Source organism: Agromyces solani, from assembly GCF_058349925.1.
Window position 1 is genome coordinate 1,524,105 of the sequence record NZ_JBYRER010000001.1, and the last position, 24,034, is coordinate 1,548,138.

The 24,034-nt window shown below is 71.0% G+C and carries 22 protein-coding genes; 19 read left to right on the top strand and 3 right to left on the bottom strand.

All coding sequences use genetic code 11. The annotated features are described in order from the left end of the window. From AC3RJ7_RS07015 to AC3RJ7_RS07045, 7 genes are all read left to right on the top strand, one after another. Positions 1–288: crossover junction endodeoxyribonuclease RuvC (locus AC3RJ7_RS07015; protein ID WP_491455071.1), on the top strand; the 288-nt coding region annotated here is incomplete at its 5' end. Then, positions 285–905, top strand: coding sequence for a Holliday junction branch migration protein RuvA (gene ruvA, locus AC3RJ7_RS07020; protein ID WP_491455072.1), 621 nt, complete (start codon positions 285–287; stop codon positions 903–905). The genes AC3RJ7_RS07015 and ruvA, both read left to right, overlap by 4 nt. Beyond that, positions 902–1,945, top strand: a complete 1,044-nt coding sequence (gene ruvB / locus AC3RJ7_RS07025; protein WP_491455073.1) for a Holliday junction branch migration DNA helicase RuvB — start codon at positions 902–904, stop codon at positions 1,943–1,945. Before ruvA ends, ruvB begins: the two co-directional genes overlap by 4 nt. 72 nt (positions 1,946–2,017) lie before the next feature. Next, positions 2,018–2,428 (top strand): preprotein translocase subunit YajC, encoded by a 411-nt coding sequence (gene yajC / locus AC3RJ7_RS07030; protein WP_491455074.1) that lies wholly within the window; start codon positions 2,018–2,020, stop codon positions 2,426–2,428. Positions 2,429–2,619: 191 nt separating this feature from the next. Beyond that, entirely contained in the window at positions 2,620–4,242 is a 1,623-nt protein-coding gene (gene secD, locus AC3RJ7_RS07035) for a protein translocase subunit SecD (protein ID WP_491455246.1), read from the top strand. Then, a complete protein-coding gene (gene secF / locus AC3RJ7_RS07040) occupies positions 4,242–5,261 on the top strand; it encodes a protein translocase subunit SecF (RefSeq protein WP_491455075.1) in 1,020 nt (339 codons plus the stop codon). The genes secD and secF overlap by 1 nt, the downstream gene beginning before the upstream one ends. 76 nt (positions 5,262–5,337) lie before the next feature. Further along, a complete protein-coding gene (locus AC3RJ7_RS07045) occupies positions 5,338–7,590 on the top strand; it encodes a RelA/SpoT family protein (RefSeq protein WP_491455076.1) in 2,253 nt (750 codons plus the stop codon). Here the strand turns inward: AC3RJ7_RS07045 and AC3RJ7_RS07050 are convergent. The 3 genes from AC3RJ7_RS07050 to AC3RJ7_RS07060 form a co-directional block, all read right to left on the bottom strand. Beyond that, positions 7,569–8,183: a type IV toxin-antitoxin system AbiEi family antitoxin gene (locus tag AC3RJ7_RS07050; RefSeq protein ID WP_491455077.1), complete on the bottom strand. Its 615-nt coding sequence runs from the start codon at positions 8,181–8,183 to the stop codon at positions 7,569–7,571. The two genes, AC3RJ7_RS07045 and AC3RJ7_RS07050, sit on opposite strands and share 22 nt — an antisense overlap. A 98-nt stretch (positions 8,184–8,281) precedes the next feature. Beyond that, positions 8,282–9,514 (bottom strand): DUF349 domain-containing protein, encoded by a 1,233-nt coding sequence (locus tag AC3RJ7_RS07055; protein ID WP_491455078.1) that lies wholly within the window; start codon positions 9,512–9,514, stop codon positions 8,282–8,284. 120 nt (positions 9,515–9,634) lie between these two features. Beyond that, positions 9,635–10,414 (bottom strand): peptidylprolyl isomerase, encoded by a 780-nt coding sequence (locus AC3RJ7_RS07060; RefSeq protein ID WP_491455079.1) that lies wholly within the window; start codon positions 10,412–10,414, stop codon positions 9,635–9,637. A 141-nt stretch (positions 10,415–10,555) separates the two neighbouring features. Here AC3RJ7_RS07060 and AC3RJ7_RS07065 point away from each other — a divergent pair, with 141 nt between their 5' ends. The 12 genes from AC3RJ7_RS07065 (at position 10,556) to aroQ (ending at position 24,014) form a co-directional block, all read left to right on the top strand. After that, the gene (locus tag AC3RJ7_RS07065; RefSeq protein WP_491455080.1) at positions 10,556–11,956 is read left to right on the top strand and encodes a replication-associated recombination protein A; all 1,401 of its coding nucleotides are present in this window, start codon (positions 10,556–10,558) and stop codon (positions 11,954–11,956) included. Between the two features lie 209 nt (positions 11,957–12,165). Continuing rightward, the gene (rpsD, locus tag AC3RJ7_RS07070) at positions 12,166–12,789 is read left to right on the top strand and encodes a 30S ribosomal protein S4 (RefSeq protein WP_491455081.1); all 624 of its coding nucleotides are present in this window, start codon (positions 12,166–12,168) and stop codon (positions 12,787–12,789) included. Positions 12,790–12,958: 169 nt separating this feature from the next. Further along, a complete protein-coding gene (locus AC3RJ7_RS07075) occupies positions 12,959–13,159 on the top strand; it encodes a hypothetical protein (RefSeq protein WP_231430880.1) in 201 nt (66 codons plus the stop codon). Positions 13,160–13,218: 59 nt separating this feature from the next. Further along, the gene (gene alaS / locus AC3RJ7_RS07080) at positions 13,219–15,876 is read left to right on the top strand and encodes an alanine--tRNA ligase (RefSeq protein WP_491455082.1); all 2,658 of its coding nucleotides are present in this window, start codon (positions 13,219–13,221) and stop codon (positions 15,874–15,876) included. A gap of 7 nt (positions 15,877–15,883) precedes the next feature. Then, positions 15,884–16,369 carry a Holliday junction resolvase RuvX gene (gene ruvX, locus AC3RJ7_RS07085; protein ID WP_491455083.1) on the top strand — a complete coding sequence of 162 codons (486 nt, stop codon included), beginning with the start codon at positions 15,884–15,886 and terminating at the stop codon, positions 16,367–16,369. A gap of 206 nt (positions 16,370–16,575) precedes the next feature. Beyond that, positions 16,576–18,111: an endolytic transglycosylase MltG gene (mltG, locus tag AC3RJ7_RS07090; protein ID WP_491455084.1), complete on the top strand. Its 1,536-nt coding sequence runs from the start codon at positions 16,576–16,578 to the stop codon at positions 18,109–18,111. Continuing rightward, on the top strand, positions 18,104–18,961 hold the full coding sequence (locus AC3RJ7_RS07095; RefSeq protein ID WP_491455085.1) for a shikimate dehydrogenase: 858 nt from the start codon (positions 18,104–18,106) through the stop codon (positions 18,959–18,961). Before mltG ends, AC3RJ7_RS07095 begins: the two co-directional genes overlap by 8 nt. Positions 18,962–18,982: 21 nt before the next feature. Further along, a complete protein-coding gene (gene aroC / locus AC3RJ7_RS07100) occupies positions 18,983–20,212 on the top strand; it encodes a chorismate synthase (protein WP_491455086.1) in 1,230 nt (409 codons plus the stop codon). After that, positions 20,205–20,735: a shikimate kinase gene (locus tag AC3RJ7_RS07105; protein WP_491455087.1), complete on the top strand. Its 531-nt coding sequence runs from the start codon at positions 20,205–20,207 to the stop codon at positions 20,733–20,735. The genes aroC and AC3RJ7_RS07105 overlap by 8 nt, the downstream gene beginning before the upstream one ends. Continuing rightward, positions 20,732–21,817: a 3-dehydroquinate synthase gene (aroB, locus tag AC3RJ7_RS07110; protein ID WP_491455088.1), complete on the top strand. Its 1,086-nt coding sequence runs from the start codon at positions 20,732–20,734 to the stop codon at positions 21,815–21,817. Before AC3RJ7_RS07105 ends, aroB begins: the two co-directional genes overlap by 4 nt. Positions 21,818–21,910: 93 nt before the next feature. After that, complete coding sequence (locus tag AC3RJ7_RS07115) at positions 21,911–23,488, top strand: MFS transporter (protein WP_491455089.1); 1,578 nt, start codon at positions 21,911–21,913, stop codon at positions 23,486–23,488. Between the two features lie 70 nt (positions 23,489–23,558). Next, entirely contained in the window at positions 23,559–24,014 is a 456-nt protein-coding gene (aroQ, locus tag AC3RJ7_RS07120) for a type II 3-dehydroquinate dehydratase (RefSeq protein WP_491455090.1), read from the top strand. Positions 24,015–24,034: the final 20 nt, after the last annotated feature.

Consider the following 24,034-nt stretch of genomic DNA (forward strand, 5'->3'; position numbering starts at 1 on the left):
GCGATCACCGGCTACGGCCGCGCCGACAAGAAGCAGGTCGGCGCGATGGTCGCTCGCATCCTCGGGCTCGAGGCGGTGCCGAAGCCGGCGGACGCGGCCGATGCGCTCGCGCTCGCGATCTGCCATGCGTGGCGCACGGGCGGGGTCGCCGGCGAGGCGGTCCGCGAGGCCGCGCGCGGCGGCGCGGCGACGGGGGATGGCTCGGCGCTGACGCCGGCGCAGCGCGCATGGCTCGCCGCGGAGCGCTCCGCGGCCGTGTCGGGGGCGGCCCGTAGGGTGAAGGAGTGATCTCCTCTCTCCGCGGACGAGTGCTCGCCGCAGCCGGCAGCTCGGTCGTCATCGACGTGGGCGGCGTCGGCTTCCAGGTCAACACCACTCCGGCGCTCGTCCTCGCCAGCCGCGAGGGCCACGAGCTCTCGGTGCACACCTCCCTCATCGTCCGCGAAGACTCGCTGACGCTGTTCGGCTTCGGCACGCGCGACGAGCTCGACGTGTTCGAGCTGCTCATCGGCGTGACCGGCGTCGGGCCGAAGTCGGCGCTCGGCGTGCTCTCGTCGCTCTCGCCCGAGCAGGTCGCCGAGGCCGTGCATCGCGAGGACGACGCGGTGTTCCGCAAGGTGAGCGGCATCGGTCCGAAGACGGCGAAGCTCATCACGGTGTCGCTCGCGGGCAAGCTCGCGGCGCCTGCGGCTCGCCCCGCCTCGGCGCCCGTCGCCGCCGGCGGCATCGCCGACAGCGTCCTCGCGGCGCTCACGGGGCTCGGTTGGTCCGAACGGGTCGCCGCCGAAGCGCTCGACGAGACGCTTGCGGAGGCGAACGAGGTCGAGGCGGCCTCGGTGCCCACGCTCCTCCGGCTCACCCTCGCCCGGCTCGGTCCCGCCCAGCAGGCCGGGAGGGCCCGATGAGTCGTCCTGCCGACGACCTCACCGACCCCGAGCTCGCCTCGGAGGCCGAGCTCGCGTTCGAGGGTGCGCTGCGGCCGCGCAGCCTCCAGGAGTTCGTCGGGCAGACCCGCGTCCGCGGCCAGTTGCAGCTCCTGCTCACGGCGGCCGCACTGCAGCAGCGAACGCCCGACCACATCCTCCTGGCCGGCCCTCCCGGGCTCGGCAAGACGACGCTCGCGATGATCGTCGCCCATGAAGGCGGGCGACCGCTGCGCATGTCGAGCGGTCCGGCGATCCAGCACGCGGGCGACCTCGCGGCGATCCTGAGCTCGCTCGTTCCCGGCGAGGTGCTGTTCATCGACGAGATCCATCGCATGGCGCGCTCGGCCGAAGAGATGCTGTACCTCGCGATGGAGGACTTCCGCATCGACATCATGGTCGGCAAGGGGGCGGGTGCGACCTCGGTGCCGCTCGACCTCGCACCGTTCACCCTCGTCGGCGCGACGACCCGCGCCGGCCTCCTTCCGAATCCGCTGCGCGACCGGTTCGGGTTCACCGCGCACCTCGAGTTCTACGACGAAGCCGAGCTCGAACAGGTGCTCGCCCGCGCGGCGTCGATGCTCGGGCTCGACATCGATCGCGAGGCGCTGGCCGAGATCGCCGGTCGCTGCCGCGGCACGCCGCGAATCGCGAACCGACTGCTCCGACGGGTGCGCGACTACGCGCTCGTCCACTCCGGACGCGCCGACGTCGACGCGGTGCGGGCGGCGCTCGAGCTCTACGACGTCGACGCCCTCGGCCTCGACCGGCTCGACCGTGCGGTGATGCAGACGATCCTCACGCGTTTCGGCGGAGGGCCGGTCGGACTGAACACGCTCGCCGTGTCGGTCGGGGAGGAGGCCGAGACGATCGAAGCCGTCGTCGAGCCGTTCCTCGTGCGCATCGGGCTCATCACGCGCACCCCCCGGGGCCGGGTGGCGACCCCGGCGGCCTGGCGCCATTTCGGGCTCGTCGAGGCGGCCGGGGGAGCGGCAGCGGTCCTTCCGATCGATGACCTATAATCCATTGAGGCGTCACCCTCAACGCCCCTCGACTTCGTGCGCAATGCGCACCCCGGAAGGTATCTCACCCTCATGACGTTCGATCCGATCACCATCATCATGCTCGCCGTCCTGGCGGTCCTGATCTTCTTCATGTTCCGCAACTCGCGCAAGCGCCAGGCCGACGCGAGGGAGATGCAGTCGAAGGTCCAGCCCGGTGCGCAGGTGATGACGAACTTCGGCGTGTTCGGCACGATCCTCTCGATCGATGATGACGAGAACCAGGTGCTGCTCGAGACCTCGCCCGGCACGATCCTCACCGTGCACCGCCAGACGATCGCCCGGGTCGTCGAGCCGACCACCGGCTCCGACGCGACACCGGCGGCCGACGAGGGCGAGCCCGAGTTCGGCGAGCGCGTGACGGAGGCGCCGGCCGATGAGAAGCCGGCCGACTCGTCGGGCACCGACCAGCCGAACACCGACGAGACCCCCGACAACAAGTAGTCGAGCGACTCAGACTCACCCCGAGGCTCGGCCCGCGCGATGTCGCGCGGGCTCCTGCAGAGAAAGCAGAACACGTGGCTGCACCATCGAAGCGGTCATCCCGGCCGACGCCCGTCCGCAAGGCCTGGCGGTCCCTCATCTGGCTGGGCGTCATCATCGCGCTCCTGTTCGGCATCAACGCGGCCGGAGTGATGTGGGGCGGCGGCTCCTGGACGCCGAAGCTCGCGCTCGACCTCGAGGGCGGTACGCAGATCATCCTCGCGCCCAAGCTCGAGACGGGTGACACCGCTTCGCAGGAGCAGCTCGACCAGGCCGTTTCGATCATCCGCCAGCGCGTCGACGCGTCCGGCGTCGCCGAGGCCGAGATCAACACCGAGGGCCAGAACATCGTCGTTCGCATCCCCGGCGAGCTCGACGACCAGACGCGTGCCCGCATCGAGCAGTCCGCGAAGCTCGAGCTCCGCGCGGTGCTGCTCGCCGACGCCGCGACGAACCAGGCGATCAACCCGACCGAGAGTCCGTCGCCGACCGATGAGCCCGCCGAGGAGCTCGAGTCGACGCCGACCGCGGTGCCGACCGACGGCAGCGACCCCGCGTGGATCACGCCAGCACTGCAGGCCGAGTTCGACTCGTTCGACTGCTCGCAGATGGACGAGACCGACGCCAGCGTCGCCCCCGCCGACCAGCCCCTCGTCACCTGCGACGTGACGCGCACCGCCAAGTACCTGCTCGGGCCGGTGGAGGCGAGCGGCGAGAACATCGTCGACGCCACCAACGGCATGGTGACGACGCAGACCGGCGCCTCGACCGGCCAGTGGGCCGTGAACATCGTCTTCGACGACAAGGGCACCGAGGAGTTCGCCGACGTCAGCACCCGGCTCTTCGCCCTCTCGGGGCAGACGCCGCGCGACCAGTTCGCGTTCGTGCTCGACGGAGCCGTGCTCACCGCGCCCGCGATGAACGGAGCGATCACGGACGGTCGTCCGCAGATCACCGGCAGCTTCACGCAGGAGTCGTCGAAGGCGCTGGCCGACCAGCTCAAGTTCGGCGCCCTGCCGATCAGCTTCACGGTCCAGTCGTCCGACACGATCTCGGCGACGCTCGGTTCGTCGCAGCTCGAGTCGGGGCTGGTGGCCGGCCTCATCGGCCTCATCCTCGTCGTGATCTACACGCTGTTCCAGTACCGGGCGCTCGGCACGGTGACGATCGCGTCGCTCATGATCGCGGCGCTCATCACCTACCTGATGATCACGATCCTGTCCTGGCGCGAGGGCTACCGCCTTTCGCTCGCCGGCATCGCGGGCCTCATCGTCGCGATCGGCTTCACGGCCGACTCGTTCATCGTCTACTTCGAACGCGTGCGCGACGAACTCCGTGACGGGCGTCCGCTCGTCGGCGCCGTCGAGGCCGGGTGGAAGCGCGCCTTCCGCACGATCCTCGCTTCGAAGGGCGTCAACCTCCTCGCCGCGGTCGTGCTGTTCATCCTCGCGGTCGGCAGCGTCAAGGGCTTCGCCTACACCCTCGGCCTCACCACCATCATCGACGTCGTGATCGTCATCCTGTTCACGCACCCGATGCTGCAGCTGCTCGCGCAGACGAAGTTCTTCTCGAGCGGCAACCCGTGGTCGGGCCTCGACCCGAACGCGCTCGGCGCCGTGTACCGCGGTCGTGCCGAGTTCCGCAAGCCCACCGCCGTACCCGCCAAGAAGGCCGCGTCGAGCGCCAAGGAGGCGCAGCGTCGGCAGACGATCGCCGAACGCAAGGCGGCGGCCGTCGGGGCCGGCGATACCAAGAACGAGGGGGAGGAGTCCTGATGGCGAACCGTCTCACGACCTTCGGCAACGACCTCTACACCGGCAAGCGCTCGTTCAACTTCGTCGGCGGACGCAAGAAGTGGTTCGCGATCGCGGGCGTCATCGTCCTCATCTCGGTCGTCCTCCCGCTCCTGACCGGCGTGAACTTCAGCATCGAGTTCCGCGGCGGCTCCCAGTTCCAGATCTCCGGCGTCGAGAACGCGACGGCCCAACCCGCGATCGACGCGGTCGAGTCGGTCGTTCCCGAGACGACCACCAAGGTGACGATCGTCGGCGACGTCGGCGTGCGCGTGCAGACCGACCAGCTCTCGCAGGAGGAGTCGCACGACGTGACCGCCGCACTCGCGGAGGCGTACGACGTTCCCGAGTCGGAGGTGACCTCGTCGTTCATCGGCCCGAGCTGGGGCGCCGACGTCACCCGCCAGGCGATCGTCGGTCTCATCGCCTTCGTGCTCCTCGCGGCGCTCGTCATGGCGCTGTACTTCCGCACCTGGAAGATGTCGCTCGCCGCGATCCTCGCGCTCATGGCCGACCTCGTCATCACGACCGGCCTCTACGCGGCGGTGGGCTTCGAGATCAGCCCGGCGGCCATGATCGGTATCCTCACGATCCTCAGCTACTCGCTGTACGACACGGTCGTCGTGTTCGACAAGATCCGCGAGAACACCTCCGAAGACGGGCAGGAGTCGCGTCGCACGTTCGCGGAGTCGGTGAACCTCGCCGTCAACCAGACCCTCGTGCGCTCGATCAACACGAGCGTCGTGGCCGCCCTGCCGGTCGCGTCGATCCTGTTCATCGGCGCCGGAGTGCTCGGCGCCGACACCCTGCGCGACATCTCGCTCGCGCTGCTCATCGGCATCCTCGTGGGCACCTGGTCGACGGTCTTCCTCGCCGCACCGCTCTACTCGCTGCTGCGAGAGGGCGAGCCCGAGATCAAGCGCCACGACCAGAAGGTGCTCAAGGAGCGCGAGCGCGCCGGGGCGTCCGCGGCCGTGGCCGAGGCACTGCCCAGCGCATGACGTTCGCCCCCGGCGTGCACGCTCGTGCACGCCACGCCCTCCGGAACGGTGATAATTGAGTTCTGGAGGTGCGCGGGTGACGGAGACCGGGGTCAATTCGACGGCGTCGCTGCGGCGGCTCGTGCCTCGGATCTTCTCCAAGGCACAGCCTTCGGGCGCGGTCGACACGCTCATCCGCACGGTGCGCATGCACCACCCGAAGGCCGACATCGCGCTCATCGAACGCGCGTTCACGGTCGCCGACCGGGCGCACGAAGGACAGAAGCGCAAGAGCGGCGAGCCGTACATCACGCACCCGATCGCCGTCGCGCAGATCCTCGCGGACCTCGGCATCGGGTCGAAGACGGTCGCCGCGGCGCTGCTGCACGACACCGTCGAAGACACGGCGTACACGCTCGACGAGGTCCGGGCCGATTTCGGCGACGAGATCGCGATGCTCGTCGACGGCGTGACCAAGCTCGACAAGGTCAAGTACGGCGACTCGACCCAGGCCGAGACGGTGCGGAAGATGATCGTCGCGATGTCGAAGGACATCCGCGTGCTCATCATCAAGCTCGCCGACCGGCTGCACAACGCCCGCACGTGGGGCTTCGTGCCCACCGAGAAGGCGGCGCGCAAGGCGACCGAGACGCTGGAGATCTACGCGCCGCTCGCGCACCGGCTCGGTATCCAGACGATCAAGTGGGAACTCGAAGACCTCTCGTTCGCCGTGCTCTACCCCAAGCTGTACGCCGAGATCGAGAGTCTCGTGAAGCAGCGGACGCCTCAGCGCGAGGAGTTCGTGCAGAACGTCATCGACCTCATCAACGACGACCTCAAGGCGGCGAAGATCCGCGGCAAGGTCGTCGGTAGGCCGAAGCAGTACTACTCGATCTACCAGAAGATGATCGTGCGCGGTCGCGACTTCGACGAGATCTACGACCTCGTCGGCATCCGGGTGCTCGTCAACTCCGTCCGCGACTGCTACGCCGTGCTCGGTGCGATCCACGCGCGGTGGACCCCGCTGCCCGGCCGGTTCAAGGACTACATCGCGACGCCCAAGTTCAACCTCTACCAGTCGCTGCACACCACCGTGATCGGCCCGAAGGGTCGCGCCGTCGAGATCCAGATCCGCACGCACGACATGCACCAGCGCGCCGAGTACGGTGTCGCCGCCCACTGGAAGTACAAGGAGCAGACGACCGGGAAGTCCGCCGGCGGCCCCGCACTCGCGAACGAGGCCGACATGGCCTGGCTCGCGCACATCTCCGACTGGCAGGCCGAGACGGCCGACCCGGGGGAGTTCCTCGACTCGCTCCGGTTCGAGATCGGAGCGAAGGAGGTCTACGTCTTCACGCCGAAGGGCCGGGTGATCGGGCTGCCCGCGGGCGCGACGCCCGTCGACTTCGCCTACGCGGTGCACACCGAGGTCGGCCACCGCACGATGGGCGCAAAGGTCAACGGCCGCCTCGTCCCGCTCGAGAGCGAGCTCGCGAGCGGCGACGTCGTCGAGGTCTTCACCTCGAAGAACCCCGACTCCGGCCCCAGCAAGGACTGGCTCGGCTTCGTCAAGAGTCCCCGCGCCAGGAACAAGATCCGCCAGTGGTTCACGAAGGAGCGCCGCGACGAGGCGATCGAGCAGGGGCGTGACGCGATCGCCCGGGCCATGCGCAAGCAGAACCTGCCCTTGCAGAAGCTCATGAGCCAGGAGTCGTTCGCCGAAGTGGCGGCGCAGCTGCACTACGACGACGTCTCCTCCCTCTACGCCGCCGTCGGCGAGGGGCACGTCTCGACGCAGTCGGTGCTCGAGAAGGTCGTCGCGCTCGTGCGCGACATCGACGACGTGGACGAGCCCGACCTTCCGCTGCCCGCTCGCTCGAGGCCGCTGCCCCGGCACTCCGACTCGGGGGTGCTCGTGCGCGGAGCGCCCGACATCCTCGTCAAGCTCGCGCGCTGCTGCACGCCCGTGCCGGGCGACGAGATCGTCGGCTTCATCACCCGCGGTGCGGGGGTCTCGGTGCACCAGGCGAACTGCCACAACGTCCAGTCGCTCATGCGCGAGCCCGAGCGCATGATCGACGTCGAGTGGGCCCCGAGCTCGAAGAGCGTGTTCCTCGTCCAGATCCAGATCGAGGCGCTCGATCGCTCGGGCCTCCTCTCCGACGTCACGCGCGTGCTCTCGGAGCATCACGTCAACATCCTCTCGGCGAACGTCTCGACCTCGACCGATCGACTCGCCCTCAGCCGCTTCGTCTTCGAGATGGGCGACACGACGCATCTCGACCGGGTGCTGAATGCCGTGCGACGCATCGACGCCGTCTACGACGTCTACCGCGTGAGCGACGGCTGACGCGGAGCGCGCTCGATGCGGGCGCGCACCGCGGCCTCGACGCGGACCGCCGTCTCGGCGCGACCGAGGCGCTCGAGCGCGAGTCGGCGGTGCGGGAGCCGGTTCGCTCCGGTGAGCCGTTCGCGCACGGCCGCGGCGAATCCGGCTCGTTCGGCGATCATGCGAGCGAGGACGGCCTCGACCGCCTCGTCGGCGCTCGACGGATCACGCAGCAGGTCGTAGGCCGTGCGCACGAGGTTCGTGCAGGCGACCCCCGCGAAGGCCGTGATCTCGTCGTCGTCGATCGCGACCTCGCGCACGGTCGCGGCGCGGGCCGTGACGACCGCGACGCGGGCCCGGTGCGGCACGCAGAACTGCGCGATCGGCGGCGCAGAGTCCAGGGCGCCGTGCACCCAGGCGGCGGAGAATCGCTCGACGATGAGGGCGCGGGGCGCCCGGTGGGCGACGGCGGCCGCGCGCAGGCCGGGAAGGTCGGGCTCGTCGACGGGGGCCCAGGCGTCGTCGATGCGGAACAGCTCGCCGTCGATGCGGGCGGCGCACAGTTCGGCGAGCGGCAGGTCATCGGTGCCGAGCACCGCGGGGAGTCGCGCCATCACCCCATGCTGCGACATCCAGGGGCGCCGAAACGGCGAATCGGCCGTTCTGTGGAGAACGGCCGATTCGTCGATGGATGTCGCGGAGGCGTGCCGACTCAGCCGCCCACGGCCTTCAGCCACGCCTTGCGGGCCTCGAGCGCCTCGCGCGCGTCGGCGGCGGCCTTCGCGTCACCGGCGGCCTCGGCGGCGGCGAGCTCGGACTCGAGCTTCTCGATCGCCTCCTGGAGCTGCCCGAGCATGCCCTCGGAACGGGCCTTCTTCTCGGGGTCCTCGCGCTGCCAGCGCTCGTCCTCGAGCGAGCGGACGTGGTTCTCGACCTTGCGGAGCCGGTCCTCGATCGGACGGACCTGGTCGCGGGGCACCCGGCCGATCTCGTCCCACTGCCGCTGGATGCGGTTGAGCGCCGTGCGGGCGGGCTTCGGATCGGTCTCCTTCAGCAGCGTCTCCGCCTCGGTGAGGAGCACGAGCTTCTCGTCGAGGTTCGCGCGATACGCCTCGTCCTCCTTGGCGTCGATCTCGGCCTTCGCGTCGAAGAGCACGTCGCCGGCCGCCTTGAAGCGCGCCCAGAGCTGGTCGTCGAGCTTCTTTCCGGCGCGACCCGCCTGCTTCCATTCGTCGAGGAGGCTGCGATAGTCGCCGACGGCGTCGGCGCCGCGCGGTGCGAGGGCCTCGGCGCGCTCGATCAGCCGCTGCTTGCGCGTGCGCACGTCGCGGTGGGTCGCGTCGAGCTCGGCGAAGAACGCCTTGCGGTGCTGCTCGATCGTCGAGCGGGCCGCCCGGAACCGCTTCCACAGGTCGTTCGCCTCGCCCTTGGGCAGGCGCGGCCCCTCCTGCTGGTGGCGCTGCCAGCTCGCGAAGAGGGCGTCGAGCTCGGCCGACGTCTGCTTCCACTGGGTCTTCGCCGGGTCCTGCGCGGCGAGCTTCTCGGCCTGCTCCACGATCCGGGTGCGTTCGGCGATCGCCTCGCCGAGCGCCGCCTTCGCCTCGGCCTGCTGCTGCTCGGTGAGCTCCTTCGTGGTGCCCGAGAGCGCCTCGAGGCGGCGGGCGAGCGCGTCGAGGTCGCCGACCGCGTGCGCGTTCGCGACGGACTCGCCGAGCGCGGTCACGGCCTTCGCGACGTCGGCGGCGGGCGCTCCGCGGCGCACGCGCTGCTCGAGCAGGGTCACCTGGCCGGCGAGATCGGCGTACTTCCGCTCGAAGTAGGCGAGCGCCTCTTCAGCCGTGGCATCGGGGTACTGGCCGACCTCGCGTTCGCCGTCGCTCGTGCGGACGAAGACGGTGCCCGTCTCGTCGACGCGGCCCCACGGTTGCTGATCTGATTCGGTCACGGCCTCACCCTGTCGTAGGTCGGACGCCGCCCGGCGGCGGCGATGTGCGGTCAACCCATGCCGCCCATCGGCGGCGATGTGCTGTCAAGCCTATTGCACCGCCCGGAGGCGGCACCTCGATCACTCGATCGTGAAGGCGGTGATCGTCGTGGGCACGGTGGGTGCTCCGTCGGACGTGCCGCCGGCGGGCCCCGCGTCGGTGATGCCGGCACGCAGGTCGTCGAGCCCGCTCGTCACCTTGCCGACGACGGTGTACCCGCCCGCGGCGTCGGCCGGGATCGTCGAATCCTCGTAGACGATGAAGAACTGGCTGCCCTGGCTGTAGGCGTCGCCCGACTGGCGCGCCATCGCGATCGTGCCCGCGGGGTAGACCCCGTCGGCCGGCGCGTTCTCGACCGGACCGTAGCTGTAGTCGGGGCCGCCCGAGCCGTCGCCGTTCGGGTCGCCGCACTGCAGCACCCAGATCGAGTCCTTCGTGAGGCGATGGCAGCTGAGGCCGTCGTAGAAGCCGGCCTGGATGAGGCTGATCTCGCTCGAGACCGCTTGCGGCGCGGCGGCGCCGTCGAGCTCCACCCCGAGCGGGATGTCGTTGAGCGTCAGCGTGCCCGTCCAGGTGCGGCCTTCGGCGAGGTCGGGCGACGGGACGTCGCCCTGGTTCTCGCCGGCATCGGCCGACGGGGTCGGCGTCGCCGACGCCTGGGGCTCGGGGCTGCCGGGGCCGCCGTTGAAGAAGAAGAGCTGCGCGCCGACCGCGAGCGCGAGCACCACGACGAGGACGATGCCCGCGATGACGTTGTCGCGCGTACGTCGGCGCTGCTTGCCGGCGTGGACCTCCTGCCGCGCCTGGTACGTGCGCAGGCGTGCGCGTTCCTCGCGTGCCTGACGGTCGTTCGATGCCACGCCTGCTCCTTCTCGGCCGTTCGCCTGGGGTGTGGTGCTGCTGCGAGCCGACTCTACGCAAGCCCTCGGGCGTGCACCAATCGCCGCGCTGCGCGTCGGGGCAGAAGAACGGTGTCGGATGCCGCGGCTACGCTGGTCCGCATGGTGGAATCCGGCCCGGGACTGCGCGCCGGCGCGACCCCGCTCGCGGTGCGCATGCGCCCGACGAGCCTCGACGAGGTGGCGGGGCAGCGCCATCTGCTGACCCCGGGGTCGCCGCTCGTGGCCCTCGCGGGTGATCGCACCGGGGAGAGCGGGTCGGTCTCGGTCATCCTCTGGGGGCCGCCCGGCACCGGGAAGACGACCCTCGCCCAGGCGATCGCCCGGTCATCGGGCCGCAAGTTCGTCGAGCTCTCCGCGGTCACCGCGGGGGTGCGCGACGTCCGCCAGGTCATGGAGGAGGCGCAGGCCAGCCGCGATCTGTACGGCATCTCCACCGTCCTCTTCCTCGACGAGATCCACCGCTTCACGAAGGCGCAACAAGACGCGCTGCTGCCCGGTGTCGAGAACGGCTGGGTGATCCTCGTCGCCGCCACGACCGAGAACCCCTCCTTCTCGGTCATCTCGCCGTTGCTCTCGCGCTCGCTGCTCCTCACGCTCGAGCTGCTGAGCGACGACGACCTGGGCGTGCTCGTCGACCGGGCCGTCACCGACCCGCGGGGGCTCGCCGGGAAGGTCCGGCTCGACCCCGAGGCGCGATCGGCGATCGTCCGCCTCGCATCCGGCGACGCCCGACGCGCGCTGACCGCCCTCGAGGCCTCGGCGATCTCGGCGGCGGCCGAGCCCGCCCCTGCGGCGGAGGCGTCCGGCGAGGAGGGCGACGAGGATTCCGGATCGGAGGCCGGTGGCGGCGAGGCATCCGCGCCGGTCATCACCGCCGATGTCGTGGCGCGTGCCGTCGATCGCGCCCTGCTGCGCTACGACCGCAACGGCGACGAGCACTACGACGTCATCAGCGCCTTCATCAAGTCGGTGCGCGGCAGCGACGTCGACGCCGCACTGCACTACCTCGCCCGCATGATCGAGGCCGGTGAGGACCCGCGGTTCATCGCCCGTCGCATCATCGTGCTCGCCTCGGAAGACATCGGGCTGGCCGACCCTCAGGCGCTCGGGGTCGCGGTCGCGGCGGCCGACGCGGTCCAGTACATCGGCATGCCCGAGGGGCGCATCCCGCTCGCGCAGGCCGTCGTCCACCTCGCGACGGCGCCGAAGTCGAACGCGGCGTATCTCGGTATCGACAAGGCGATCGCCGATGTCCGCGCCGGCAAGGCCGGCCGTGTGCCGAAGCACCTGCGCGACGCCCACTACCCGGGCGCGAAGCGGCTCGGGCACGGCAAGGGCTACCGCTATCCGCACGACGACGCGATCGGCGTCGTGGCCCAGGAGTATCTGCCCGACACGCTGCGCGGAGCCGTGTACTACGAGCCGACCGAGCACGGCAACGAGCGCGAGGTCTCCGCGCGCCTCGCGAAGATCCGCCGGATCGTTCGCGGCGCTCGCTGAGCCCCGATCATGGCCGGAAGGTCGTGCGTGCCCGTCGTGATAGCATGGTCGCTGGCCTGAAGCCAGATCCTCGAGCGCGGCTGCGAGAGGGTCACCGGCGAGTGGGTGCGATCTGTAGCCGATCGGCCCCTGGCGAATCCCTCTGACACAGATCCGCGGTGCACGATCGCATCGCGGGTTTCACTTGAGATTCTTCCGAAAGGACATTCGTGTCGAACCGTTCCCGCAGCAAGACCCGCCTCTCCCGTGCGCTCGGCGTCGCCCTCACCCCGAAGGCCGCCCGCTACATGGAGAAGCGCCCCTACGCTCCTGGTGAGCACGGCCGCACCAAGCGCAAGGCCGACAGCGACTACGCCGTGCGTCTGCGCGAGAAGCAGCGCCTGCGCGCCCAGTACGGCATCCGCGAGAAGCAGCTCCGCATCGCCTACAACGAGGCCAAGCGCATCGACGGCCAGACCGGTGAGAACCTGGTCGAGCTGCTCGAGATGCGCCTCGACGCCCTCGTGCTCCGCGCCGGCTTCGCCCGCACCATCTCGCAGGCCCGCCAGTTCGTCGTGCACCGTCACATCCTCGTCGACGGCCAGCTCGTCGACCGCCCGTCGTTCCGCGTGAAGCCGGGCCAGCTCGTCCACGTGAAGACCCGCAGCGAGAGCACCGAGCCCTTCCAGGTCGCCGCGGCCGGCGGTCACGCCGACGTGCTCCCCAAGGTCCCGGGCTACCTCGAGGTCGAGCTCGACAAGCTCCAGGCCAAGCTCGTCCGTCGCCCGAAGCGCGCCGAGGTCCCCGTGACCTGTGACGTCCAGCTCGTCGTCGAGTACTACGCGGCTCGCTGACGCAGGCTGCACCGAACAGGGGTCGCGGGGTTTCCCGCGGCCCCTGTTCCCGTCTGCGGGCGGCGGCGTGCCCGTCCGGCCACGGACGAGGTCGACCGCTGCGCCACTAGACTGATCCGAGGCGTGCCGACCGCCATGGCGCCGGCGAGAGATCGAACAGGGAGCACCCGTGAAGAGCATTCTGTGGTTCACCGTCGGCGTCGCGGCCGGATTCGTGGTCGCGCACCAGGTCAACCAGACCAAGCAGGGCCGCGACTTCTTCGAGTCGATCGACGCGAAGGCCCGGGCGTTCGGCCACGCGATCGCCGAGGGGTACCACGCCCGCGACGCCGAGCTCCGCGCCGAGGCCGGTCCCGCCGCCGAGCGCTGAGCCACCACCCCATTCGCTTCCGGCCCGGACGATCCGGGCACGACCCCCAGAACGGAACCATGCAGACCGCCGACATCCGCCAGCGCTGGCTGGACTTCTTCGCCGACCGCGGCCACACCGTGGTGCCCTCGGCCTCGCTCGTCTCCGACGACCCGACGCTGCTCTTCACCGTCGCCGGAATGGTGCCGTTCGTGCCGTACCTGACCGGGATCGTGCCTGCGCCGTACCCGCGGGCCACGAGCGTGCAGAAGTGCATCCGCACGAACGACATCGAAGAGGTCGGCAAGACGCCGCGGCACGGCACGTTCTTCCAGATGAACGGCAACTTCTCGTTCGGCGACTACTTCAAGGAGGGCGCCATCTCGATGGCGTGGGAGCTCCTGACCACGCCCGAGGCCGATGGCGGATACGGCTTCGACCCGAACGATCTCTGGGTCACCGTCTACGAGGACGACGACGAGGCGATCGAGATCTGGAAGCGCGTCGCGGGGCTGCCCGACGAGCGCATCCAGCGGCTCGGCAAGGACACGAACTACTGGCACACCGGCCAGCCCGGCCCGGCCGGGCCGTGCTCCGAGATCTTCTTCGACCGCGGTCCCGCGTACGGCGTGGACGGGGGACCGGCGACCGACGACGACCGCTACGTCGAGATCTGGAACCTCGTGTTCATGCAGTACCTCATCGACGACGTCGTGTCGAAGACCGACTTCCGCATCGTCAAAGAGCTGCCGAAGAAGAACATCGACACCGGCATGGGCCTCGAGCGCGTGGCGTTCATCAAGCAGGGCGTCGACAACATGTACGAGATCGACCAGGTGCGGCCGGTGCTCGACAAGGCCTCCGAGCTCTCCGGCCGCCGATACGGCGCCGACCACGAGGACGACGTGCGCATGCGCGTCATCGCCGACCACATCCGCTCGGCGCTCATGCTCATGAGCGACGGCGTGAGCCCGTCGAACGAGGGCCGCGGCTACATCCTCCGTCGCCTCCTGCGCCGCAGCATCCGGGCGATGCGCCTGCTCGGCGTCGAGGGCCCGACCTTCCGCGAGCTCTTCGCGGCATCCCGCGACGCGATGAAGTCGGCGTACCCCGAGGTCGCCCGCGACTACGCCCACATCGAGCAGCTCGCGCTCGGCGAGGAGGAGACGTTCCTCCGCACCCTGTCGGCGGGCACGTCGATCCTCGACCTCGCGGTCGAGAAGACGAAGGATGCCGGTCGCGATGAGCTCGCGGGCGACACCGCCTTCCTCCTGCACGACACCTACGGGTTCCCCATCGAGCTCACCCTCGAGATGGCCGACGAGGCCGGCCTCGCGGTCGACCGCGTCGCGTTCGACGAGCTCATGACGGCGCAGCGCACGCGTGCGAAGGCCGATGCGAAGTCGAAGAAGAAGGTACTCGCCGACCTGTCGGTCTACGCCGACTTCCGGGCGAAGGGGGAGACCGTCTTCACGGGCTACACCGAGCTCGCGACCGAGTCGAGCGTGCTCGGCCTGCTCGTCGACGGCCGGCCCGTCCAGCGCGCCGTCGCGGGCCAGACGGCCGAGGTGATCCTCGCGGAGACCGCGCTCTACGCCGAGTCCGGCGGCCAGGCGCCCGATCAGGGGCGCATCGTCGGCGACGGCTTCGAGCTCGAGGTCCTCGACGTGCAGAAGCCGGTCAAGGGGCTCATCAGCCACACCGTCAAGGTGACCTCGGGCGAGGTCGGCGTGGGGGAGCGGGCGACGAGCCTCGTCGATGAGGACTACCGCCGCGGCGCGACCCAGGCGCACTCGGGCACGCACATCGTGCACGCCGCGCTGCGTCAGGTGCTCGGCCCGAACGCGCACCAGTCGGGCTCGTTCAACAAGGCCGGCTACCTGCGTCTCGACTACGGCTGGAACTCGGCGTTGTCGGCAGAGACCCGGAGCGAGATCGAGGAGATCTCGAACTCGGCGATCCGCGACAACCTGCAGGTCGTCACGCGCGAGCTTCCCCTCGACGAGGCGAAGGCGCTCGGCGCGATGGCCCTGTTCGGCGAGAAGTACGGCGACGTGGTCCGGGTGGTCGACATCGGCGGTCCGTGGTCGCGCGAACTCTGCGCGGGCACGCACGTCTCGACGAGCGCCGAGATCGGCATGATCAACATCGTCGGCGAATCGTCGGTCGGCGCGTCGAACCGCCGCGTCGAGTCGCTCGTCGGCCTCGAGGCGTTCCGCCGCTTCGCGGCCGAGCGCGCGCTCGTGACCGAGCTCACCTCGACCCTGAAGACCCGCCCCGAGCAGCTCGTCGACCGCGTCGGCGAGCTCGTGACGAGCCTCAAGGCGGCCGAGAAGCGCATCCAGGCGTTCGAGGCGAAGGCGCTGGGCGACCGCGTGCCGGCGCTCGCGGCCAAGGCCGCGCGGGTCGGCGACGTGCTGCTCGTGGCCGAGCCGGCCGGCGAGCTCGGCTCGGGCGACGAGCTGCGGTCGCTCGCGCTCTCGGTGCGTGCGCAGCTCGGCGACGTCGACGCGGTCGTCGCCCTCGCGGGCGAGGTGGGCGGCAAGCCGCTCACGATCGTCGCGACGACGCCGGGTGCGCGCGAGCACGGCGCGAACGCGGGCGCCCTCGCGAAGGCGGCCGCAGCCGCTCTCGGCGGCGGTGGCGGCGGCAAGCCCGACCTCGCCCAGGGCGGCGGCAGCGACCTCTCGGCGATCCCCGCGGCCCTCGAGGCCGTGCGCCGCGGGCTCGGCGGGTAGTCGCGCGATGCGCACCGGAGCGAGGCTCGGGATCGACGTGGGCCGCGCCCGGATTGGCGTGTCGCGCTGCGACGGCGGGGGACTGCTCGCGGTGCCCGTCGAGACCGTGGCCCGGGCGGCCGAGGGTGACGACGCCGACGTACGGCGGATCCTCGCCATCGCCGAGGAGTTCGAGGCGATCGAGCTCGTCGTCGGCAACCCGCTCTCGCTCTCCGGGCAGCCGACGCCGTCGACCGACGACGCGGTCGAGTTCGCCCGCCGACTCGCCGCCGCGAGCCCGGCCAGGCCGATTCGACTGGTCGACGAACGGCTCTCGACCGTGAGCGCGCAGCACGCGCTGCGCGCGAGCGGCAAGAAGGCGAAGCAGCAGCGTCCCATCGTCGACCAAGTCGCAGCCGTTATCATTCTGCAACACGCGATCGACGCCGAGCGGGCCTCCGGGCGCGCCCCCGGTCGCATCCTCGAAACCGACGAAGGGCCCTCACCCCTGTGACCCAGCTCCCCCCAGAGCACCCCGAGGCCGACGCCCTCACCCGCGACTGGCAGGCCCTGCTGGCCGGTCAGCAGCCGACGCAGCCGGTGCAGCCGCGGCCACCGGTACAGCCGGCTCAGTCGGCCGAGTCGCCGGCTCCGGCGGTCCCACCCGCCGCGCCGATGCCGGATCGGACGGAGGTGGGCGCGCCCGCCGAGTCGCGTCCGATGACCCGACGCGAGGCCCGTGAGGCGGAGCAGCGGCGGGCCGCCGAGATCGCGGGCACGGGCGCGCTCGAAACGGTCGCGCCCGCGACCGGGCCGGCGCAGGCCGTGGCCGCCGCCGCACCGATCGTCCCGTCGGCCCAGGCGCCGAGCGCGCCGCCGGCCGCGGCGCCTCCGGCTCCCTCGACGGGTGCACTCGATGCCGCCGACGGTCCGGCGGCGCCCTACCCCGCGCCGGTCTCGGCCGCGTCGGCGGCATCCGCACCGGCCCCGTCGATCGCCCCCGTCAGCGCCGCACCGACCGCCGACGAGGCACTCGCCCCCGATGCGCCTGCCGCCGCGTTCGCCGCCCTGCTGGGCGCTCCCGACTCCGGCGACGTGCCGGTACCTCCGCGACGCAAGCCCACTCGTGCCGAACGGCGAGCCGCGGCATCCTTCGACCATCACGAACCCGACGAGCACGAGAAGCCCCGTCGCCGCGGAGGCTGGGGCTGCCTGATCGGCCTCCTCGTGGTCGCGGGTCTCGGCGTCGGCGCCTTCTTCTTCCTGCAGGGCCCGATCAACGCCGTCATCGAGCGCTTCCAGCCCGCCGCCGACTACGAGGGCCAGGGCACGGGCGAGGTCGTCTTCATGATCCACGAGGGCGACACGGGCGAGTCGATCGCGACGAACCTCGTCGCCGAGGGCGTCGTCGCGAGCGAGGACGCCTTCCTCGAGGCGGTGGCCGAGGCCGACCCGTCGCCGATCTTCTACCCGGGTGCCTACAAGCTCGCCGAGCAGATGAGCGCGCAGGCCGCGCTCGACGCGCTCGAAGACCCGGCGAGCAAGCTCGAGAACACGTTCGTGATCCCCGAGGGCACGGCAACGGTCGACGCGTTGCCGAGAATCGCGGAGGGCACCGGCATCCCGATCGAGGACCTCGAGGCCGCCGCGGCCGAGTCGCCGCAGTCGTACGGGCTGCCCGCCGAGGCGAAGAGCCTCGAGGGCTTCCTCTTCCCCGCGACGTACACTCTCGACCCCGACGCCGACGCCCGCACCGTGCTGCAGACCCTGGTCGACCGGCAGTTCCAGGCGCTCGACGAGGCCGGCGTCGCTCCCGAGGACCGATGGAAGACCATCGTGCTCGCCGCCCTCGTGCAGCGCGAGGCGGGCCTCAAGGACGACTACTACAAGGTCGCCCGCGTCTTCCTCAACCGGCTCGACCCGTCCAAGTGGGAGAGCGGGCTGCTGCAGTCCGATGCGACCGTCGCCTACGGCACGGGCAACACGCACCTCGTCACGACGACCGACGAGGAGCGCGCCGACGCCTCGAACCCGTACAACACGTACGTGCACCCCGGGCTGCCGGTCGGCCCCATCTCGAACCCGGGCGACCTCGCGATCGACGCCGCGGTGCACCCGGCCGACGGGCCGTGGCTGTTCTTCGTGACGTGGAACCTCGACACCGGAGAGACGATCTTCTCCGAGACGGTCGACGAGCACGACGCGGCGGTCGAGAAGTGGCTCGAGTGGATGGCGGAGCACCCCGAGTATGGTTGAGCCGTCGTCCGAGCTCGCGGGTGCCGCCCGCCTCGCGGTGCTCGGCTCGCCGATCGCGCACTCGAAGAGCCCCGCGCTGCACCGGGCGGCGTACGCGCGCCTCGGGCTCGACTGGTCGTACTCGGCGGTCGAGATGACCGGCGACGGGCTGCCGGCGTTCATCGACGGGCTGGATGCCTCGTGGCGAGGGCTTTCGCTGACGATGCCGCTCAAGCAGGAGGTGCTGCCGCTGCTCGACGAGGTCGACGAACTCGTCGAGTTGACCGGCGCCGCGAACACGGTCGTGTTCGACGGCGGCCGTCGTCGGGGGTTCAACACCGACGTCGGCGGCATCGTGCGCACCCTCGGAGAGTCGGGCGTCCACGCGATCCGCACCGGCGTGCTCATCGGCGCGGGCGCGACCGCGGCATCGGCGCTCATCGCCATGGCCGAGCTCGGCGCCCGCGAGGTGCGCGTGCTCGTACGGCGGCCCGGCGCGGCCGCGACCCTCGGCGAGCTCGGGCGACGTGCCGGCGTCGTCGTCGACGAGCTCCCGCTCGCCGCGCTCGCGGATCTCCGCGGGGCCGACGCCGAACTCGTCGTTTCGACCGTTCCGGGGGGGACCGACCTCGGAGCGGTCCCGTCGGCCGGACTCGTCGAGGGAGCCGCGCTGCTCGACGTCGCCTACGACCCGTGGCCGAGCCCGCTCGGCGCGGCCTGGCTCGCCCGGTCGGGCGTCGTGGTGCACGGCCTCGGCATGCTGCTGCACCAGGCCCTGCTGCAGGTGCGGGTGTTCGTGCACGGCGATCCGTTCGCCGAGCTGGCCGACGAGCGTGACGTGCTCGCCGTCATGCGCGAATCCGTGCGCTGACGCTGTGGAAGTATAGAAGGCATGCTCCGTTGGCTCACTGCCGGAGAATCGCACGGCCCTGAGCTCGTGGCGATCCTCGAGGGTCTTCCCGCCGGCACCCCCGTCTCACTCGACCTGATCCGCGATGATCTCGCTCGCCGCAAGCTCGGCTACGGCCGGGGCGCCCGCATGAAGTTCGAGCAGGACGAACTGGCGATCTCGGGCGGCGTGCGCCACGGGCTCAGCCTCGGCAGCCCCATCGCACTGCGCGTCGGCAACACCGAGTGGCCGAAGTGGCAGGAGGTCATGAGCCCCGAGCCCATCGACCCGGCGAAGCTCGGCCGCGGTCGCGGCGCACCGCTGACCCGCCCCCGGCCCGGCCACGCCGACCTGGTCGGCATGCAGAAGTACGGCTTCGACGAGGCGCGCCCCGTGCTCGAGCGGGCGAGCGCGCGAGAGACCGCAGCTCGCGTCGCCCTCGGCGCAGTCGCGAAGTCGTTCCTCGCCGAGCTCGGGATCACGACGATCGCGCACACGCTCTCGATCGGCCCCGTACGGGTGCCGGACGATGCGGCGTTGCCGCTCCCGGCCGATCTCGCCCTGGTCGACGCCGATCCGCTGCGCTGCTTCGACGCCGGCACGAGCGCCCGCATGGTCGCCGAAGTCGACGACGCGCACAAGTCGGGCGACACGCTCGGCGGCGTCGTCGAAGTGCTCGCCTACGGCGTGCCTCCGGGGCTCGGCTCGCACGTCCACTGGGACCGCAGGCTCGACGCGCAGCTCGCGGCGGCGCTCATGGGCATCCAGGCCATCAAGGGCGTCGAGGTCGGTGACGGCTTCGAGACGACCCGCCGCCGGGGCTCGGCGGCGCACGACGAACTGCACCTCGCCGACGGCCGCATCGAGCGGGCGAGCGATCGCGCGGGTGGGACCGAGGGCGGCATGTCGACCGGCACGGTCCTGCGGGTCCGCGCGGGCATGAAGCCCATCGCGACGGTGCCGCACGCGCTGCCCACGATCGACGTCGCGACGGGCGAACCCGCCCCCGCCCACCACCAGCGGTCCGACGTCGTGGCCGTGCCCGCGGCGGGCGTCGTCGCCGAGGCGATGGTCGCACTCGTGCTCGCGAACGCCGTGCTCGAGAAGTTCGGCGGCGACTCCGTCGCGGAGACGCGCCGCAACCTCGAGTCGTACCTCGCCGCGATCCCCGAGTCGCTCCGCACCGCGGGCGCGACGGGTGCCGAGGCCGCGACCGATGCCACTCGTGTCTGAGCACCCCCGCCTCGCGCTGCCGATCGTGCTGGTCGGGCCCATGGGCTCGGGCAAGTCGCGCGTCGGCCATCGCCTCGCGAACGACGTGGGCGCGCCGTTCGTCGACACCGACGTCCGCATCACGGAGCGGTACGGTCCGATCGACGAGATCTTCGGCCGCGAGGGCGAGGAATACTTCCGCATCATCGAGCGGGAGGTCGTCGCCGAAGCGCTGCGCGAGGAGGCGGTGATCTCGCTCGGCGGCGGCGCGGTGCTCCACGCCGACACCCGCGACGACCTCGCGACGCTCCCCGTCGTGTGGCTGCAGGTCTCCCGCGAAGCGGTCGCGCCGAGGCTCGCGGGCGGCAACCGACCGCTCATCGCGGCCGGGGGCATCGACGCCTGGGTCGCCATCCTCGAAGCACGCCGGCCGCTCTACGAGGCGGTCGCCGACCTCGCCATCGACACCTCGCGCCGCTCGGTCGCCCGGATCGTCGACGACATCACCGAGCATTTCGCAACCGAGCACGGAGGAGCACGATGACGGCACGGGACGAGCGCACGACGATCCGGGTGGGCGGCGACGAGGGCTACGACGTGATCGTCGGCCGCGGCGTGCTCGACAGGATCGGCGACGCGCTCGGCTCGTCGGTGAAGAAGGTGCTCGTCGTGCACCCGGCGACGCTCGGCGCCCGCGCGGCCGAACTGCGCGAGTCGCTCTCCGACCGCTTCGAGGTCCTGCTCGCCGAGGTGCCCGACGCCGAGGCCGGCAAGCGCATCGAGGTCGCGGCGTTCTGCTGGCAGGTGCTCGGCCAGGCCGACTTCACGCGCAGCGATGCGATCATCGGGTTCGGCGGCGGCGCGATCACCGACCTCGCGGGCTTCGTCGCCGCGACCTGGCTGCGGGGCGTGCGCGTCGTCCAGGTGCCGACGACCGTGCTCGGCATGGTCGACGCGGCCGTCGGCGGCAAGACCGGCATCAACACCAACGAGGGCAAGAACCTCGTCGGCGTCTTCCACGCGCCCGCCGAGGTCGTCTGCGACCTCGACCTGCTCGACACCCTGCCGAAGAACGAGATCCTCGCCGGCTTCGCCGAGATCGTCAAGGCCGGCTTCATCCGGTACCCCGAGATCCTCGACACCATCGAGGCCGACCCCGAGCGGGCGACCGACCCGGCGACGCCCGAGTTCCGGCGGGTCATCGAGCTGTCGATCCGCATGAAGGCCGACGTCGTCTCCGAGGACTTCACCGAGCAGGGCCTGCGCGAGATCCTCAACTACGGCCACACCCTCGGGCACGCGGTCGAGCATGCCGAGCGCTACCAGTGGCGCCACGGTGCCGCGGTCGCGGTCGGCCTCGCCTTCGCCGCGGAGCTCGGCCGGCTGAGCGGCCGCCTCTCCGACGAGGTCGCCGACCGCCACAAGCGAGTGCTCGACCTCCTGAGCCTGCCGACGAGCTACCCGGCCGGCCGCTGGAACACCCTCCTCGCGACGATGCAGCGAGACAAGAAGGCGCGCGCCGGCCAGCTGCGGTTCATCGTGCTCGACGACCTCGCGAAGCCGACCGTCATGCTCGCCCCCGACCAGTCGCTGCTCTTCGCGGCGTACCAGGAGATCGCGAGCTGATCGCCCCGTCGCGATTCACGTCGATCGCATGATGCGGGGCCCCGCCGCGTGGTGCGAGGCTGTCGCCGCGCAGTGGCGCACCGAGGGGGAAGCATGAGCGCGACGACGAAGAAGACGGCCACGGGTGTGACGCTCGTCACGCTCATCCTCGTGGCGGCGGTCGCGAACCTGCCCCTGGCGGTGGCGAACGTGGCCCTGCCCGACATCGGCAAGGCGTTCGACGCCTCCCAGACCGAGCTCAACCTCGTCGCCGTCGGGTACTCGCTCGGCCTCGCCGCTTCCGTGCTCTGGCTCGGCGCGGTCGGCGACCGCTACGGCCGGAAGTCGATGCTGCTCATCGGCGTGCTGCTGTCGCTGCCGGCGTCCCTCGTCGCGGCGTTCGCGCCCACGATCGAAGTGCTCATCATCGCCCGGATCGTCGGCGGTCTCGCCGCGGGCATGGCCTATCCGACGACTCTCGCCCTCATCACCGCGTTCTGGTCGGGCCCGCAGCGCACGAAGTCGATCGCGCTGTGGTCGGCGATCGGCGGCGCGATCTCGGCGCTCGGCCCGCTCATCGCAGGCTTCCTGTTGGAGTCGTTCTCGTGGGGCTCGGTCTTCCTCGTGACGCTCCCGCTCATCGTCGTCGCCGTGCCCATGATCCTGAAGACGGTCCCCGCGCACGTGAACGAGTCGACGGAGCGCGTCGACAACCTCGGTGGCCTCCTGTCGGCCCTCATGGTCGGCGGCATCATCCTCGCGATCAACTTCGCGGCGGTTCCCGACTCGGGCACGCTCGTGCTCGGCCTCTCGATCATCGGCGGGGCAGCGCTCATCGGCTTCGTCATCCGGCAGAAGCTCGCGAAGAACCCGCTGTACGACCTCACGATCGCGGCTCGACCGATCTTCTGGGTCGCAGCCTGCGCCGGCATCATCGTCTTCGGCTCGCTCATGGGCGCCATGTTCATCGGCCAGCAGTACCTGCAGAACGTCCTCGGGTACACCACGCTCGAGTCCGGCTTCGCGATCCTGCCCGCCGCGATCTTCATGGTGCTGCTGGCGCCGCGCTCGGCGAAGCTCGTCGAGACGAGAGGCGCGAAGTTCACGCTGCTGCTGGGCTATGCGGGCGTCCTCCTCGGGTTCCTCACGATGCTGCTGCTCTGGCGCGAGGGCGCGCAGTACTGGGTGGTCGGCCTCGGCTACGCATTCGTGGGGGCGGGCGTCGGGCTCGCCGGCACCCCGGCCTCGCGATCGCTCACGGGCGCCGTACCCGTCCGCAGGGCGGGCATGGCCTCCGGCACGGCCGACCTCCAGCGCGACCTGGGCGGTGCGATCATGCAGTCGATCCTCGGTGCGCTGCTCACCGCGGGTTACGCGGCCTCCGCGACAGCTCTCATGCAGAGCTCGCCCGACGCCGACCAGATCACGAGCTCCGTGCAGAGCCAGTTGACGAAGTCGTTCGCGAGCGCCGCCGACATCGCGCAGCAGTACCCCAAGTACTCCGACGCGATCATCCAGGGGGCGAAGCAGTCGTTCGAGCAGGGGCAGGACTGGGCCTACCTCGCGGGCATCATCGCGGTGGTGCTCGGTGCCCTGCTCGTGATGTGGAAGTTCCCGAACGCGAAGCGCGAGCGCGAGCTGCTCGCGCAGTACCACGCGGAGGACCAGGGGGAGCAGGCACCGACGGCGTGACGTCGGGGCAGATCCGGCGGCGATAGGCTGCCCGGGTGACGATGACTCGCCTCCCGAACGGACCCGCAGCATGACGGAGCGTCGCCTGCTGCTCGTGAACGGGCCGAACCTCAACCTGCTCGGCACCCGCGAGCCCGAGATCTACGGCAGCGACACGCTCGCCGACGTCGAACGACTGGTCGAGGATGCCGCGGCCGGACTCGGCTTCGACGTCCGTGCCGTGCAGAGCAATCACGAGGGCGTGCTGATCGACGCGATCCACGCCGCGCGGTCCGACTGCGCGGGCATCGTCATCAACCCGGGCGGGCTGACGCACACCTCGGTCGTGCTGCGCGACGCGCTGTCGGGTGTTGCGCTGCCCGTCGCCGAGGTGCACATCTCCGACGTCATGCAGCGCGAGTCGTTCCGGCACCATTCGTATGTCGCCGACGTCGCGATCGTGCACGTCGTCGGCGAGGGCGTTCCGGGCTACGCGACCGCGGTGCGGCGGCTCATCGCCGCCATCGAGGGCCAGGCCGACGGCTGACCGGCGGCTATCGCCGCCGG

Bases quoted from the DNA above. Each gene is read 5' to 3' on its own strand.
- AC3RJ7_RS07065 (WP_491455080.1), top strand. From the start codon at position 10,556: ATGGTGGAATCCGGCCCGGGACTGCGCGCCGGCGCGACCCCGCTCGCG.
- ruvX (WP_491455083.1), top strand. From the start codon at position 15,884: ATGCGCACCGGAGCGAGGCTCGGGATCGACGTGGGCCGCGCCCGGATT.
- AC3RJ7_RS07050 (WP_491455077.1), bottom strand. From the start codon at position 8,183: ATGGCGCGACTCCCCGCGGTGCTCGGCACCGATGACCTGCCGCTCGCC.
- aroC (WP_491455086.1), top strand. From the start codon at position 18,983: ATGCTCCGTTGGCTCACTGCCGGAGAATCGCACGGCCCTGAGCTCGTG.
- secF (WP_491455075.1), top strand. From the start codon at position 4,242: ATGGCGAACCGTCTCACGACCTTCGGCAACGACCTCTACACCGGCAAG.
- AC3RJ7_RS07115 (WP_491455089.1), top strand. From the start codon at position 21,911: ATGAGCGCGACGACGAAGAAGACGGCCACGGGTGTGACGCTCGTCACG.
- ruvB (WP_491455073.1), top strand. From the start codon at position 902: ATGAGTCGTCCTGCCGACGACCTCACCGACCCCGAGCTCGCCTCGGAG.
- AC3RJ7_RS07095 (WP_491455085.1), top strand. From the start codon at position 18,104: ATGGTTGAGCCGTCGTCCGAGCTCGCGGGTGCCGCCCGCCTCGCGGTG.
- mltG (WP_491455084.1), top strand. From the start codon at position 16,576: ATGACCCGACGCGAGGCCCGTGAGGCGGAGCAGCGGCGGGCCGCCGAG.
- aroB (WP_491455088.1), top strand. From the start codon at position 20,732: ATGACGGCACGGGACGAGCGCACGACGATCCGGGTGGGCGGCGACGAG.
- secD (WP_491455246.1), top strand. From the start codon at position 2,620: ATGTGGGGCGGCGGCTCCTGGACGCCGAAGCTCGCGCTCGACCTCGAG.
- yajC (WP_491455074.1), top strand. From the start codon at position 2,018: ATGACGTTCGATCCGATCACCATCATCATGCTCGCCGTCCTGGCGGTC.
- alaS (WP_491455082.1), top strand. From the start codon at position 13,219: ATGCAGACCGCCGACATCCGCCAGCGCTGGCTGGACTTCTTCGCCGAC.
- aroQ (WP_491455090.1), top strand. From the start codon at position 23,559: ATGACGGAGCGTCGCCTGCTGCTCGTGAACGGGCCGAACCTCAACCTG.